This window comes from Asinibacterium sp. OR53 (assembly GCF_000515315.1).
Lineage (GTDB): Bacteria > Bacteroidota > Bacteroidia > Chitinophagales > Chitinophagaceae > Sediminibacterium.
The window spans coordinates 930,912-944,829 of sequence record NZ_KI911562.1 but is presented as its reverse complement, the minus strand read 5'-3'; the positions used below and the strand labels follow the sequence as shown (position 1 = coordinate 944,829).

14 protein-coding genes are annotated in these 13,918 nt (G+C 46.5%); 10 read left to right on the top strand and 4 right to left on the bottom strand.

Annotated features, from left to right (window positions below; translation table 11 throughout):
- Window positions 1–38: 38 nt before the first annotated feature.
- The 6 genes from SEDOR53_RS0104140 to SEDOR53_RS0104115 all read left to right on the top strand — a co-directional run bounded on the left by SEDOR53_RS0104140 (window position 39) and on the right by SEDOR53_RS0104115 (window position 7,311).
- On the top strand, window positions 39–1,691 hold the full coding sequence (locus SEDOR53_RS0104140) for an amidase (protein ID WP_026768580.1): 1,653 nt from the start codon (window positions 39–41) through the stop codon (window positions 1,689–1,691).
- Between the two features lie 72 nt (window positions 1,692–1,763).
- Window positions 1,764–2,561 (top strand): prolyl oligopeptidase family serine peptidase, encoded by a 798-nt coding sequence (locus tag SEDOR53_RS0104135; protein WP_026768579.1) that lies wholly within the window; start codon window positions 1,764–1,766, stop codon window positions 2,559–2,561.
- Complete coding sequence (locus SEDOR53_RS17100; RefSeq protein ID WP_084220337.1) at window positions 2,561–3,700, top strand: esterase-like activity of phytase family protein; 1,140 nt, start codon at window positions 2,561–2,563, stop codon at window positions 3,698–3,700. Before SEDOR53_RS0104135 ends, SEDOR53_RS17100 begins: the two co-directional genes overlap by 1 nt.
- Before the next feature lie 51 nt (window positions 3,701–3,751).
- A complete protein-coding gene (gene uvrB, locus SEDOR53_RS0104125) occupies window positions 3,752–5,788 on the top strand; it encodes an excinuclease ABC subunit UvrB (protein WP_026768578.1) in 2,037 nt (678 codons plus the stop codon).
- A 68-nt stretch (window positions 5,789–5,856) separates the two neighbouring features.
- Window positions 5,857–6,252: a hypothetical protein gene (locus SEDOR53_RS0104120; protein WP_026768577.1), complete on the top strand. Its 396-nt coding sequence runs from the start codon at window positions 5,857–5,859 to the stop codon at window positions 6,250–6,252.
- Between the two features lie 171 nt (window positions 6,253–6,423).
- The gene (locus SEDOR53_RS0104115) at window positions 6,424–7,311 is read left to right on the top strand and encodes an OmpA family protein (protein WP_026768576.1); all 888 of its coding nucleotides are present in this window, start codon (window positions 6,424–6,426) and stop codon (window positions 7,309–7,311) included.
- 71 nt (window positions 7,312–7,382) lie between these two features.
- Here SEDOR53_RS0104115 and SEDOR53_RS0104110 read toward each other — a convergent pair whose 3' ends face one another.
- Both SEDOR53_RS0104110 and SEDOR53_RS0104105 read right to left on the bottom strand, forming a co-directional pair.
- Window positions 7,383–8,132: a murein L,D-transpeptidase catalytic domain family protein gene (locus SEDOR53_RS0104110; RefSeq protein ID WP_037360523.1), complete on the bottom strand. Its 750-nt coding sequence runs from the start codon at window positions 8,130–8,132 to the stop codon at window positions 7,383–7,385.
- 193 nt (window positions 8,133–8,325) lie between these two features.
- Entirely contained in the window at window positions 8,326–8,904 is a 579-nt protein-coding gene (locus SEDOR53_RS0104105; protein WP_026768574.1) for an adenylate kinase, read from the bottom strand.
- A 178-nt stretch (window positions 8,905–9,082) separates the two neighbouring features.
- Between SEDOR53_RS0104105 and msrB the strand changes: the two genes are divergently transcribed.
- The gene (gene msrB, locus SEDOR53_RS0104100; protein ID WP_026768573.1) at window positions 9,083–9,643 is read left to right on the top strand and encodes a peptide-methionine (R)-S-oxide reductase MsrB; all 561 of its coding nucleotides are present in this window, start codon (window positions 9,083–9,085) and stop codon (window positions 9,641–9,643) included.
- A gap of 58 nt (window positions 9,644–9,701) precedes the next feature.
- A complete protein-coding gene (locus SEDOR53_RS0104095) occupies window positions 9,702–10,967 on the top strand; it encodes a pyridoxal phosphate-dependent aminotransferase (RefSeq protein WP_026768572.1) in 1,266 nt (421 codons plus the stop codon).
- 2 nt (window positions 10,968–10,969) lie between these two features.
- Here SEDOR53_RS0104095 and SEDOR53_RS0104090 read toward each other — a convergent pair whose 3' ends face one another.
- Window positions 10,970–11,224 (bottom strand): hypothetical protein, encoded by a 255-nt coding sequence (locus SEDOR53_RS0104090; RefSeq protein ID WP_026768571.1) that lies wholly within the window; start codon window positions 11,222–11,224, stop codon window positions 10,970–10,972.
- A gap of 189 nt (window positions 11,225–11,413) precedes the next feature.
- On the opposite strand from SEDOR53_RS0104090, the gene SEDOR53_RS17095 reads away from it, so the two are divergent.
- Together SEDOR53_RS17095 and SEDOR53_RS0104080 are read left to right on the top strand one after the other, a co-directional pair.
- Window positions 11,414–12,499, top strand: a complete 1,086-nt coding sequence (locus tag SEDOR53_RS17095; protein ID WP_051416486.1) for a glycosyltransferase — start codon at window positions 11,414–11,416, stop codon at window positions 12,497–12,499.
- Between the two features lie 30 nt (window positions 12,500–12,529).
- Window positions 12,530–13,414 carry a DMT family transporter gene (locus SEDOR53_RS0104080; protein ID WP_026768570.1) on the top strand — a complete coding sequence of 295 codons (885 nt, stop codon included), beginning with the start codon at window positions 12,530–12,532 and terminating at the stop codon, window positions 13,412–13,414.
- On the opposite strand, the gene SEDOR53_RS0104075 is transcribed toward SEDOR53_RS0104080, so the two are convergent.
- Window positions 13,411–13,899 (bottom strand): histidine phosphatase family protein, encoded by a 489-nt coding sequence (locus SEDOR53_RS0104075; RefSeq protein WP_026768569.1) that lies wholly within the window; start codon window positions 13,897–13,899, stop codon window positions 13,411–13,413. The genes SEDOR53_RS0104080 and SEDOR53_RS0104075 overlap by 4 nt on opposite strands.
- Between the last annotated feature and the right edge of the window lie 19 nt (window positions 13,900–13,918).

The window sequence follows — 13,918 nt, the reverse complement described above, 5'->3', positions numbered from 1 at the left end:
ACAAATAACAAGCATTCTTCACTTACTAAAAGGTTGTTATGAGAAAATTACTTTCCTCAGTTGCGTTGCTATTAGCCATCACATCCTTTGCACAGGATACGTTGTCTAAGCAGGATATACAATCCGCCGCCAGGATACAGGATCTTAGCTTTACCCCCAGCGAGATAGATAGCATGTATGATGGTGTGAAAAGCAACTGGTCCATATACCAGCTGCAACACAAACAATCGCTCAACAACAGTGTTCCGATGAGTTTGTGGCAAAATCCGGTATTACCGAATATGCGCCTCGATCAAAAACAGGCGGAGATCAAATGGAATTATATTCCTAATATCCAATTACCGAAAGACCGCAATGATCTTGCTTATTATAACTTGCTTCAACTGTCATCCCTGCTGAGGAATAAAAAGATCAGTTCCGTACAGCTGACCCGTTTTTTCATCGACCGGCTCAAAAAATATGGCGACAGTCTGCAGTGTGTGATATCGCTGACAGAATCTATTGCCATGCAACAAGCGGAACAAGCAGATGCAGAGATCGCTGCCGGAAAAATCCGCGGGCCGCTGCATGGTATTCCTTACGGACTGAAAGACCTCTTCGCTGTAAAAGGCACCAAAACAACCTGGGGTGCGGCGCCGTATAAAGACCAGGTGATAGAAGAAGACGCGTATGTTTATCAAAGACTGAAAGAGGCCGGCGCTGTACTGGTAGCAAAATTTACGCTCGGGGCATTGGCCATGGGTGATTATTGGTATGGCGGAAGAACCAGGAATCCGTGGAATACCCGGTTCGGCTCTTCGGGCTCATCGGCCGGCTCTACATCGGCCACCGTTGCGGGGCTCATTCCTTTTGCCATCGGAACAGAAACCTGGGGATCGATCGTTTCACCATCTTCCACCTGCGGCGCTACGGGCTTGCGTCCCACTTTCGGAAGTATCAGCAGAACCGGCGCCATGACATTGAGCTGGAGCCTGGATAAAGTAGGCCCGATTTGTCGTAATGCAGAAGATGCTGCCGTGGTCTTTTCGTGCATCCATGGAACAGACGGATACGATGGCAGTGCGGTGAACAGGCCGTTCAACTATCAAAACAAAGTATCAATACCCAAGTTGAGAATAGGCTATGCAAAAAACTATTTCGACAAGATAACCGATACATCCAGGAACGAATGGAAAGTGCTGGAAGCCTATAAAAAAATGGGCGCAGCCCTTATTCCCATCGATTTCCCCGACAGTGGTGTATATCGTTTCAACATGATGGAAGTGATCATCAGCGCCGAATGCGCCGCTGCATTCGACGAATTTACCAGGAGCGGGCTGGATGATCAAATGACCAGGCAGGGAAAAAACGACTGGCCGAATACTTTCAGGGTATCGCGACTGATACCGGCGGTGGAATACATCAATGCCAACCGGCACCGTTACCTGCTGATGCAGCAAGTGAATGAGACCATGAAAGGAGTGGATGTGTTGATCTGTCCCACCCGAGGCAGCGGCAACCAGTTGGCCATCACCAACCTGACCGGTCATCCTGTTGTATGTATGCCTACCGGGTTCGATAAACAGTATCATTTACCCACCAGTATTACTTTAATAGGAAAATTATACGATGAGGCCATATTGCTGGCTGTTGCAAAAGCTTACCAGGATCAAACACCCTGGGATGAAATGCATCCGCCGCAATTCAAATAAACCATCACAAATCATCCCTTGTTTTGTATCTTTAAATAGCAAGACTGAACCCCGCATAGAAAAAAACAGCAGATGAAAAAGTTCCCCCTGATACTGTGTCTGTTGTGCGCATTACAACAGCTTGCCGCACAAAACCTCAACCTGTACGAAAAGAAATGGTTCATCCGCGGGAATGATACATTGCGTTACAGGGTTCTGTTTCCCGAAAAATTCAAATCAAGCAAAGCATACCCATTGCTGGTTTTCCTGCATGGTTCGGGTGAAAGAGGAAACGATAACAACGCGCAGCTAGCACATGGCGGAGAGGTTTTTACGAGGGAAGCCATCAGGCATTATTTCCCGGCAATCGTTGTTTTTCCGCAATGTCCTGCCGGAAGTACCTGGTCGCACTATAAAAGGGACCATCACCCGGAATCGGGCAACTTTGATATCATCACAGAAGCGGAACCACCTTTAACTCTGAGACTGTTGAAGCAATTATTGGATAGCTTATCGGAGAGCGGCGTAGTAGATACACGCAAAATATATATCGGCGGCCTTTCCATGGGTGGCTTTGGTACCTATGATATGATCACACGTTATCCTGATTATTTTGCTGCGGCTTTTTCTATCTGTGGAGTAGCCGATATTCCGCAAATGATGCAAAAAGCCAGGAACCTGCCGCTCTGGATCTTTCATGGAGCCCTGGATAATGTAGTTCCGCCGATTGCCGACCGGGAGCTTTATAAAGCGTTGATGACACTGGGTGACCAGCACGTGATGTATACAGAATACCCCAACCTCAACCACAACAGCTGGGATGCTGCATTTGCAGAGCCCAAATTATTGCCCTGGTTGTTTTCCAATAAAAAGAAACATAAAAAACAATAGTGCGAAAAAGGATTGGATTGATAGTGCTCACCGGAATGATGACGGCCTGTGCTGCGCAAAGACACACAACGCCCACCATCCCGATCAGTGCATTGAAATTGTTAGCGGTTGAGGAAATACCGTATGATGCCCGGTTTAAAGGAACTACGGTAGGCGGGCTCTCGGGCATCGATTATGACAGCACACAACAATCGTATTATCTTATCAGCGACGACAGATCGGCGCTTCAGCCGGCGAGGTTCTATACGATGAAGATCTACCTGAATAACCAGGGATTCGACAGCTTACGTATAACAGACGTTGTTACGCTACTGCAACCCGATGGTCATCCCTTTCCCAACACCCAACAGGATCCCGCACATACACCTGATCCGGAAGCGCTGCGCTATGACCCGGTGAGAAAACAAATGGTGTGGACAAGCGAGGGGGAAAGGATCGTTTCAAACAAAGACACGGTATTGGAAAATCCATCCATCCATTTCATCGAGCCTGATGGAAAATTTATCGATAGCATTCCGCTGCCGCGCAATTTATGGATGCATGCAAACGAGAAAGGCCCGAGACGTAATGGTGTATTGGAAGGCATCACGTATGCAAATGGCTATCAAACCCTTTATGTAAGCCTCGAAGAACCCCGCTATGAAGATGGTGAGCGCGCAGATATCCGGCCCAATGATGCATGGGTGAGGATTTACCGTTTCAACAGAGAGAACCTGCGAAACACTGCGCAGTATGCCTATAAACTGGAACCCATTGCTTATCCGACATTTCCTGCGAATGCATTTAAAATAAACGGAATACCCGATATACTTTCTGCCGGAGGAACCAGGTTACTGGTAATGGAAAGGTCTTTTTCAACCGGCCGTATGCCTTGTACGATTAAAATTTTCCTGACGGATTACAGTAAGGCGGAAGACATTTCCAAAGTGAATTCACTGAAAAGAAAACCACCGACTCGACCCCTGAAGAAAAAATTGTTACTGAATATGGATGACCTGGGTATCTATGTGGATAATGTAGAGGGCATGACTTTCGGCCCTACGCTTCCCAATGGCCACAGAACACTTTTGATGGTGTCTGACAATAATTTTTCCCAACTGGAAAAAACACAGCTTTTCCTGTTTGAAGTGATGCCCTGATTTTGTTGTTAACTTCGCCAAACAGGTCCGCATCATTTGCCTGTTTGCATCATGCCATTCAAACTTCACACAACATACGAACCGGCCGGAGACCAGCCTTCGGCCATACGCCAGCTGATCGACGGAATACAAAGCGGCGAACAGTTTCAGACATTGCTGGGCGTAACAGGCAGTGGTAAAACGTTTACCATGGCCAATGTGATACAGGAACTGCAAAGGCCTACCCTGGTGCTCACACACAATAAAACATTGGTGGCGCAATTGTACGGCGAGTTCAAACAGTTCTTCCCGGAGAATGCTGTTGGTTATTTTGTGAGCTACTACGATTATTACCAGCCGGAAGCTTATATGCCGGTGACCAATGTATATATAGAAAAAGACCTGAGCATCAATGAAGAATTAGACAAGTTGCGTTTGCAAGCCACATCGCAACTGCTGAGCGGCCGGCGTGATATCATTGTGGTCGCAAGTGTAAGTTGCATCTACGGTATGGGTAACCCTACGGAGTATGAGAACGGGATCATCAGGATAGAAAAGGGACAGGTGATACCGCGGCAAAAATTCCTGCACAGCCTGGTGAACTCGCTGTACAACCGCAGCCAGGGCGATTTCACGAGGGGCACGTTCAGGGTAAAGGGAGATACGGTTGATATCAACCTGCCCTATGTTGATTTCGGTTACCGTATTACTTTTTTTGGGGATGAAATAGAAGAGATAGAAAGCATCGATACAGATACGGGCAAACGGATGGGACTGATGGAGAATGCCGCCATCTTCCCCGCCAACCTCTACCTGGCGCCCCGCGATATCATACAACAGGTGATCTATGAGATACAGGATGAAATGATGGCGCAGGTAGATTATTTCAAAAGCATTGGAAAAAATGAAGAAGCGCATCGCATCAAAGAGCGGGTGGAATACGACCTCGAAATGATCCGTGAGCTGGGTTATTGTAATGGTATTGAGAACTATTCAAGGTTTTTCGACAGGCGCAAGCCCGGTACGCGACCGTTCTGCCTGCTGGATTATTTCCCCAAAGATTTTTTATGTATGATCGATGAAAGTCACCAGACCATACCGCAGATCGCGGGCATGTACGGTGGCGACCGCAGCCGTAAACTGGTGCTGGTAGAATATGGATTCAGGTTACCGAGTGCGATCGACAACAGACCGTTGAGCTTCCAGGAATTCGAGTCGCTCGTGGGCCAGACCGTTTTTGTGAGTGCTACTCCTGGTGATTACGAACTGGAGAAAACAGGCGGCGTGGTGGTGGAACAGGTAGTAAGACCTACAGGTTTATTGGACCCGCCGATAGAAGTGCGGCCCAGTGTGAACCAGATAGATGACCTGCTGGATGAAATAGACAAGCGTGTGAAAAAGGGCGACCGTGTGCTGGTGACTACTCTTACCAAACGCATGGCGGAGGAGATGGACAAATACCTGGCGCGCATCAACATCAAATCAAAATACATACACAGCGATGTGGATACACTGGAACGAGTGGAAATATTGCGCGATCTAAGATTGGGTGTAATAGATGTATTGGTTGGTGTGAACCTCTTGCGCGAAGGACTCGATCTGCCCGAAGTATCCTTGGTGGCCATATTGGATGCCGATAAAGAAGGGTTCCTGCGTAATGAGCGGTCGCTGACCCAGACAGCAGGGCGCGCCGCGCGTAATGTGGATGGATTGGTGATCTTTTATGCCGATAAGATGACGATGAGCATGCAGCGCACAATTGATGAGACCGGCCGCAGAAGAGAAAAACAATTAGCGTATAATCGCGAACACGGCATTGTTCCGCAAACGGTGAGCAAGAGCAAAGAGCAGGTTTTTGCACAAACATCGGTACTTGATATCAAAGGATATGATCCTTCGAACGCGTATGCCGTGCAGACCCAAGATCCCTTTGTATTGAAAGTAGCTGAGGAGCAGGAAACCTATCAAACCATTCCTCAGTTCGAAAAAGCCATTACTAAAACGCGTAAAGAAATGGAAAAAGCAGCCCGCGATCTGGACTTTATTGAAGCGGCCCGCCTGCGCGATGAAATGTTCAGGCTGCAAAAAGAGCTGGAAGCGATCAAGTAAAGAGGGAATTGAAGGAATAATCTTATATTAGCCAGCGTAAAACCTGTATTGAATATAAAGCAACCGTAATGCGCAAGCTGTTAACCATATCTTGTTTCCTTCTCTGCATAACCAGTCTCATCTCTTGTGGCAAAGGGCCCGATACGGCGCCATCGGAGGAGAACCTGAATGTAAAATTGAACACGGCCAACCCCGCCACCTCTACCAGCAGTTCTTACCAGTTCACGGTAGAAGTATTGAGCAGAATGCCCGCAGCCGGCGTTAAGATCAATGTCACAGCGAAACGAGAAGACAACAGTACGGTTGTTTTTACGCAGGACCTCAGTTCGTCTACAGCAGTGAACAGCGTAACGGTTTCACCGCTTCCAATGGGGCAAGTATTTTGTACTGTAGCGGTAACGGTTACTTCTGCTACTACATCAACCAATACCTGGAACGGCAACTTCCGCGTAGTTTGGAAATAAATTTATTAAGAACGGATTAATAAAAGCAAAGTACTCACAGCATTGAGTTTGCGAGCGCTTTGTTTATTACCTTTACGCCTCTTTACCCCTCTACACTCTGGCGCAGATACAATTTTTTAGCGGCTCCGACGTTAGGAGTCCGTCATTGTTTAATTTTTAACAGCATCAATTATGAAAGTAAAGATTTACTTAACAGCGCTATTGAGTTCAGCGGTATTGTTTTCCTGTGTGAGTCCCAAAAAATTAAGAGAGTCGCAAGCCAAGTACGACCAGCTCAGCGGTACTTACCTCGATTTGCAGTCGAAATACCGCGCATTACAAGATGAACTGGACAAAGCCAACAACAAAAATGCAGCATTGCAGTCCGCGAAAACAAACGCAGATGGACAGGTAGATGATCTCAAAAAACAGATCGATTACCTCAAACAGAATAATAATACGGTATTGAACCAGTTAAGGGATATGTCGGTGGTAACGAATGCGCAGGCAGAAAGCATCCGCAAATCATTGGACAATATCGGGGCAAAAGACATGTACATCAAAGACCTCCAGGGTTCTATTGCACGTAAGGATTCCCTTGCCATGGCGCTGGTGATGAATCTTAAGGGAGCCATTGGCAACCTGGACGACAAAGACATCAACATCAAAGTAGATAAAGGGGTGGTTTATGTAGATATTTCCGACAAGCTTCTTTTCAAAAACGCCAGCTATGATGTTACGGAAAGAGCGAAGGAAGTACTGGGTAAAGTAGCCAAAGTGTTGCAAAACCAGCCTGAGATCGAATTCATGGTGGAAGGCCATACCGATTCCAATCCTATTCACAGCGCAGGTATTGTTGATAACTGGGATCTCAGCGTAAAACGCGCTACCAGCGTGGTGCGCATCCTGCAAAATACCTATGGTCTTGATCCCAAACGCATGACTGCGGCAGGAAGGAGTGAATACCTGCCTCTTGCCGATAACAATACTGCCGGAGGACGTGCTGCTAACCGCAGAACAAGGATTGTTATTCTTCCGCAACTCGACCAGTTCTTTAAATTACTGGAGACGAAAAAATAGATTGTTCAGCTATAAAAAAGCCTCCCATAATTGTGTTGTGGGAGGCTTTTTTATTTCAGTGATTTATCAAATCAGATCAGTTTAGAATGACTTAAATAATAAGTATCCGGACTGTACATGAACAAACAACTTCCGTGACAGATGGTTTCAATGATCTGCCGGTGTACATTTTTCGGAATGGCCGGGCAACCCAGGCTGCGGCCAATGAAGCCACGCTCTTCTATGGAATTTTCATTGGCATAAGCGGCGCTGTGCATCACAATGCCCCTGCCTTCTGCTTTGTCGTTGATACCGGATTCTTCGCCGTTAAGACGCATGGAATAGCCGTGTTTGCCGGTATAGGTATTGCCGGTTACATAAAACCCGAGACTGCTTTTGAAGCTGTTGGGTTTGTTAGAGAATTTGGTGGCAATGTCTTTACCAGAATTCCTGCCATGTGCTACATACGTATTGAACAGAAGCTCTCCCGATTCCAGGTCTATAACAAAAAGCCGTTTTTTACCGGAAGGAAGGGAAAAGTCGATGATCGAAAGCAGGTTGTCCTTTTCAATTTTTCCATCGCTTAATAACTGGTCATGACCTTTCAAGGCATATTCGAATGCTTCGTGTGAGAGACCCAGTGAGTCAAGCGCCAGCTTTTCGTAAAGGGAAAGCCGGGCATCTCCTTCGTTTGCCGTGAATTGAATAACCGGAACTGTATTTGGAGCGGATACCGGAATCGTACTGCCAGAGTTGTTTGCAACAACAAAACTCATAAAGGCCAGGGAGGCCGAAATAATCAACACAAATACCCCGAAAGACCGGATGAATGATCTACCCATGCAATTACAACGTTTGATCGATGAATGAATAAAAGATGAACTAAGTAGAATTGTTCGAAAACGGGTAGTGGTTATTTAATAGTCCCAAAGGGTTTGCAAAAATAAAGCCAAAATCTGAATTAAAAAAAATCCCGCCATAGGGTACTTGGCGGGATTGCAGTTGGTTATTGGTTGTTTAAACCATTTGTTATATTTAAGACAACCGTTTGTTAATTTCGCTGCAAAGAGCGTCAAATATTTGTTCTACAGTTCCTTCTCCCTTGATTTTCACCACTTTATCAAAAGCCTGGTAATAATCGGCTACTGCGGAAGTCTTTTTATGGTATTCCACGATCCGGGCCCGAACCACGGTTTCGTTGTTATCGTCGCTCCTGCCGCTGGTAAGTCCCCGGTTGAGCAACCGCTTAACCAGCTCTTCCTCACCTACTTCGAGCGCCAGTACCACACCGATAGAAGTGCGTTTTTGCGTCAATAGCTGGTCAAGGGCCTCACTTTGCGCCTTGGTACGGGGAAAACCGTCGAAAAGAAAGCCTTTGGCCTGGGGATTATTGTCAAGCGCGGCGCTGATCATGCCAATAACCACTTCATCCGGCACCAGTTCCCCTCTGTCCATGAATTTTTTGGCTTCCAGTCCCAATGGAGTGGCGCCGGCAATTTCACTTCTCAACAGATCTCCGGTTGACAAATGTTTCAATCCATAAGCAGCGATCAGTTTTTCACTTTGTGTACCTTTTCCGCTTCCGGGAGGACCGAACAAAATAATATTAAACATGTAAGTGCTAACCTTGAGTGAGGAGCAAAGATAGTATGTGTGTTTTAAAAAATGTTTAACAGATCACGAAAACCTTTGAAAAGACTGAATCCTGGCGTGAAACAAACGATTGTTTGTACGCAGGAGTAAACCATAACGGGGTATGACTCGTAACTTTAATGTATAAAATTCACATCAAATGAAATGGATATTTTCATTGACTTTGGCCTGCTTGTTGGGGCAAGGTTGTTATTCTCAAAACAATCAAAAGACCGATATGGATCAGCACAAGAAAAACGATAACCCTGTTTATTCGAGAACAGATACAGGTAAAGCGGTGATGAAAGACGAAGATTGGAAACGCGTATTATCACCCGAAGTTTATTATATCGCGAGGCAAAAAGGTACCGAGCGACCCTGGACCAGTAAGTTTGAAAACCTGAAAGAAGCGGGCACTTATTATTGCGCGGCATGTGGCAATGCGTTGTTTAAAAGTGATACCAAATTCGAAAGTGGTTGCGGATGGCCGAGTTTTTATGAACCCATCAGCAAAAGCTCGGTGATCTATTTACCGGATAATAGCCTGGGCATGAGCCGTACCGAAGTGGAATGCGGCCGCTGCAAAGCGCACCTGGGCCATGTGTTTGAAGATGGTCCCCCACCCACCGGCCTTCGTTATTGTATCAATGGCGTGGTGCTTGACTTTGAAAAGGCGAAAGAAGCGGAGAAGCACTATACCGAGAAAAAGAAATCCGAGTAAAACGATGGTGCATAAATAATGAGTTACTTTGCATGCGGGCACATTTTAAATGATACGTATGAATCAACCGAAACTGAGCCACCTTGCAGAGACACTCATCGGCAGTGAGATCGTGAAGCTGGGCAATGCCATCAGCGAAAGGATCAGGGCAGGCGAAAAAATTTACAATTTTACCATCGGGGATTTCGACCCGGCTATCTTTCCCATTCCGGCAGCGTTGGAAGCAGAGATCATCCGCTGTTACAAGGAGCACTACACCAACTATCCGGCAGCGGAAGGGATACTGGACCTGCGCAGGGCGGTGAGTTTGTTTTTGAAAGAACGTGAAGGGCTTGATTATACCGAGCAGGAAATACAGGTAGCTTCCGGCGGCAGGCCATTGATCTATACCATCTTCAGGGCGATTGTAGACAAAGGCGATAAAGTGATCTATGGTGTTCCTTCCTGGAATAACAACCACTATGCCCACATGACGGCCGGCGAGCATTGTGTGATCGAATGCCATCCCGAGAATGATTTCATGCCCACTGCGGCTGATATCAAACCCCATATCAAAGGTGCAGCGCTGCTTTGCATTTGCACCCCGCAGAACCCTACCGGTACCACCCTTACTAAAACGGCGCTGGAAGAGATCTGCGATTTGGTGCTGGAAGAAAACAAACAAAGAGCTGCGGGAGAAAAGAAATTGTACCTGATGTTCGACCAGATGTATTGGACTCTCACCTTTGGTAACACCCGGCATTACAACCCTATAACGCTCAGGCCCGAAATGAAAGCGTATACTGTTTTTGTAGATGGTATTTCAAAAGCCTTTGCGGCAACAGGTGTGCGTGTGGGCTGGTCTATGGGACCCGCTTCGGTTATTGCTAAGATGAAAGCGATCCTGAGTCACCTTGGCGCATGGGCGCCCATGCCCGAGCAAAACGCTGTTGCGAAATTCCTGGGAGAGAAAGAAGCCATCGATCATTACCTCGCTCATTTTAAAGCAGAGATCAATGAACGGCTTCAAAAAATATATGCAGGATTCATTGCACTGAAAGAAAAAGGATATGCTGTGGATGCTGTTGCACCTCAGGCCGCTATCTATCTTACCGTTAAAATAGACCTTACAGGTAAAACAACAGCTGCGGGTGCTGTTTTACAAAAACAGTCAGACGTTACTTCTTATATACTGCACGAAGCCAAATTGGCGGTGGTTCCTTTTTCTGCATTTGGTGCAGGAGCCGACAGTCCCTGGTATCGCCTGAGCGTAGGAACCTGTAAAAAAGAAGAAATAGGAGAAGTGTTTGAAAAACTGGAAAGGGCCCTCGCTGTGCTGAAGTAAGCTCAGTTTTTGTTGTGTATGAACACAAAGGGTTTATCAACAGCAATGGTATCGCGGATAGCTTTTTGAATCAGGTGTGGTTTGCAAAGGATGCGACGATGATTGACATCAATGATCTCATTGGCAGTGCAGAAATTATTCCAGCTTTCTACATGATATAAAAGCGCGTTCAATTGTGCAACGTGCAACTCCAGTTCATGCCGGCTGAGGTGCGACTGATTGGTCAGGACAAGGATATCTCTGTTGGCGCTTTTCATTACTCACTATAATTACCTGTGTGCGGAAGGGCAACCACAAAATGCGGGTTTCTTGTTTTTGCTGAAAACACCGCATGAGCCCATCACTGTTATCAATAACAGTAAAATAAATAACCGGTTTATTTTCCTTTGCATAATCTGACATCTAAATTACTACTTTACAGTTTAAAATAAATCAAATCGGACTGCGTGCCGGGAACTTTTAACATACAACGGGTTTTAGTGGCCCCGCTCGATTGGGGTCTGGGACATGCTACCCGTTGCATACCCATCATTGATGCGTTGAAGAAGCAGGGTTTTAAGGTGTTCATAGCAGCGGAAGGCGCGCAAAGGGTGCTGTTGGAGAAGGAATTCCCGGAACTGACGATGCTCCCACTCAAAGGCTATCGTGTACGATATAGCAGGAAAAAGAGCTGGTTGCCATTTAAACTGTTGGCGCAACTACCGGGATTATTGCAAACCATTGCCCGGGAACACCGGTGGTTGGAACACGTGGTTGAAACACATGCGATAGACCTGGTGATAGCTGATAACCGGTATGGCCTTTACAGTAATCGTATACCCTGCGTTTTCATGACGCACCAATTGCAGATCAAAGCGCCTTATAATTGGCTGGAATCCCTGATACAAAAGATCAACTACCATTATATTGAACGGTTCAAAGTTTGCTGGGTGCCGGATGATGCTTCGGAGAACAATGTAAGTGGCAGTTTATCCCATCCCCGCCAACTGCCCCGGATACCGGTTCATTATATTGGCCTGCTTACCCGCTTTGAGCCGGTGGAGACAGAACACAGGTATGATCGCTGCATTCTTTTGTCGGGCCCCGAACCTCAGCGCAGCCTGCTGGAACAACAGGTCTTGCCGGGTCTGACAGCACTCGGCGGCGAAACGCTGTTGGTTCGTGGAAAACCGGGCAACGATGAAAAATTGGCGCCGATCAATGGCGTGAGGATAGAAAACCATTTGTCTACTACTGCATTGCAGGCTGCTATATTGCAAAGCGACGTGATTATATGCAGGAGCGGCTATACTACCATTATGGAACTGATGGTCTTGCAAAAAAAATCGATACTGATTCCCACACCTGGTCAAACAGAACAGGAATACCTGGCCGGGCTGCTCAAAAAGAAGCAATATGCCTACAGCGAAAAGCAAACAGGTTTCCGTCTGCCAAACGCGCTCCGTGCATCGGCAGCTTTTCCTTATCAATGGCCGGTATTGCACAGGTTCTGCGAAAAAGATCTGCCAGAGCTGTTGAAAACCGTTCTTTAAATCAATCAAGGGGTTAATTTTACCGGAGAGATGACCAAAAACACCAAAGCGCACCTGGCCGGATTGGGAGCCAATTTTATTTTCGGTATTAATTATGCCATTATCAAATACGTTACACCGTCTTATATACAACCCCTTGCGGTAAATGTGGTAAGGGTGTTGGTAAGTGTTTCGCTTTTCTGGTCATTGTTTCTCATGAAGCCCGGTACCGCCGCCGGCATTCAGAAAAAAGATATTCTCCGTTTTATTCTGTGCGGACTCACAGGCATTGCATTGAACCAGGTTTGTTTGATCAAGGGCCTTTCCATGACTTCTTCTTTTCATGGCGCTATGCTTTCCCTGGGCACACCTATTTTTATCAGCATCTTTGCTGTATGGCTGTTGAAAGAAAAAATGAATGCAACCAGGTTAGCAGGACTTGCCTGTGGTATCGGTGGCGCTACGATACTGATCATGATCCGGGATGCCGGCAGCAATACAAATAATATAGTAGGCGATCTGTTGGCGCTGACTGCTGCCATCGCTTATGCTTTCTACCTGGTATTGGCAAGACCGTTGATGCAATCTTATAGCGCACTGCATGTTACCCGATGGGTACTCACCATCGGTGCCATCGCTATTTTACCCATAGGATGGGGCCCGTTTATACATACCGACTGGCAGGCATTTCACGCAAGTCACTGGCTGGCATTGGGCTTTGTAGCGGTAGCCGGTACATTTCTCGGCTATTTGCTGAGCGTGTATGCACTTTCTATCATCGGACCTTCTGCCACCGGAAGTTATATTTATACACAACCTGTTTTTGCGGCTATTGTTTCTACACTTTTTCTGGGAGATCATTTTACATTGATAAAAGCAGCAGCAACCGCATTGATCTTTGCGGGTGTATACCTCGTAAACAGAAAGCGCAGCTAAAGTTTGGGATAATCGAAAAACAAAAAAGATTTTTCGGCCCATTCAAAATCCTTCCAGTGTAAGGTATCGGCTTCTACGGCAAAAATGCCGCAGGTAGGCATGTTGTCGATCTTCACCGAACAGAGTTCATTAACGAATGCAGTGATACCGGGGTTATGAGAAAAAATGGCGGCAGACTGATAATGATTATCGATCTGTGAAATGGTACGGAAGAGAACAGCAACGGATGCATGGTACAATTCCGGAACAGCGATGATCTTCTTCTCGGATAAGCGATAAGCTTTTGCAAAATAGGTAGCTGTGGTAAAAGCGCGAACGGCAGTACTGGAAATGAATGTGTCTATTTGCAATTGTTTTGCCAGCAGCCGCCGGGCCATTTCCGGCGCATCGTGGTGACCCCTGCTGTTGAGGGGCCTGTCGAAATCGTCCTGGGAAATATTATCCCAACTGCTTTTTGCGTGCCGGATGACCAATAATGTTTTCATAGCTGGTGGTACGAAGTTA

Bases quoted from the DNA above. Each gene is read 5' to 3' on its own strand.
- SEDOR53_RS0104135 (WP_026768579.1), top strand. From the start codon at position 1,764: ATGAAAAAGTTCCCCCTGATACTGTGTCTGTTGTGCGCATTACAACAG.
- SEDOR53_RS0104110 (WP_037360523.1), bottom strand. From the start codon at position 8,132: ATGGGTAGATCATTCATCCGGTCTTTCGGGGTATTTGTGTTGATTATT.
- SEDOR53_RS0104080 (WP_026768570.1), top strand. From the start codon at position 12,530: ATGACCAAAAACACCAAAGCGCACCTGGCCGGATTGGGAGCCAATTTT.
- SEDOR53_RS0104095 (WP_026768572.1), top strand. From the start codon at position 9,702: ATGAATCAACCGAAACTGAGCCACCTTGCAGAGACACTCATCGGCAGT.
- SEDOR53_RS0104120 (WP_026768577.1), top strand. From the start codon at position 5,857: ATGCGCAAGCTGTTAACCATATCTTGTTTCCTTCTCTGCATAACCAGT.
- SEDOR53_RS0104105 (WP_026768574.1), bottom strand. From the start codon at position 8,904: ATGTTTAATATTATTTTGTTCGGTCCTCCCGGAAGCGGAAAAGGTACA.
- SEDOR53_RS0104075 (WP_026768569.1), bottom strand. From the start codon at position 13,899: ATGAAAACATTATTGGTCATCCGGCACGCAAAAAGCAGTTGGGATAAT.
- SEDOR53_RS0104090 (WP_026768571.1), bottom strand. From the start codon at position 11,224: ATGAAAAGCGCCAACAGAGATATCCTTGTCCTGACCAATCAGTCGCAC.
- uvrB (WP_026768578.1), top strand. From the start codon at position 3,752: ATGCCATTCAAACTTCACACAACATACGAACCGGCCGGAGACCAGCCT.
- SEDOR53_RS0104140 (WP_026768580.1), top strand. From the start codon at position 39: ATGAGAAAATTACTTTCCTCAGTTGCGTTGCTATTAGCCATCACATCC.
- SEDOR53_RS0104115 (WP_026768576.1), top strand. From the start codon at position 6,424: ATGAAAGTAAAGATTTACTTAACAGCGCTATTGAGTTCAGCGGTATTG.
- msrB (WP_026768573.1), top strand. From the start codon at position 9,083: ATGAAATGGATATTTTCATTGACTTTGGCCTGCTTGTTGGGGCAAGGT.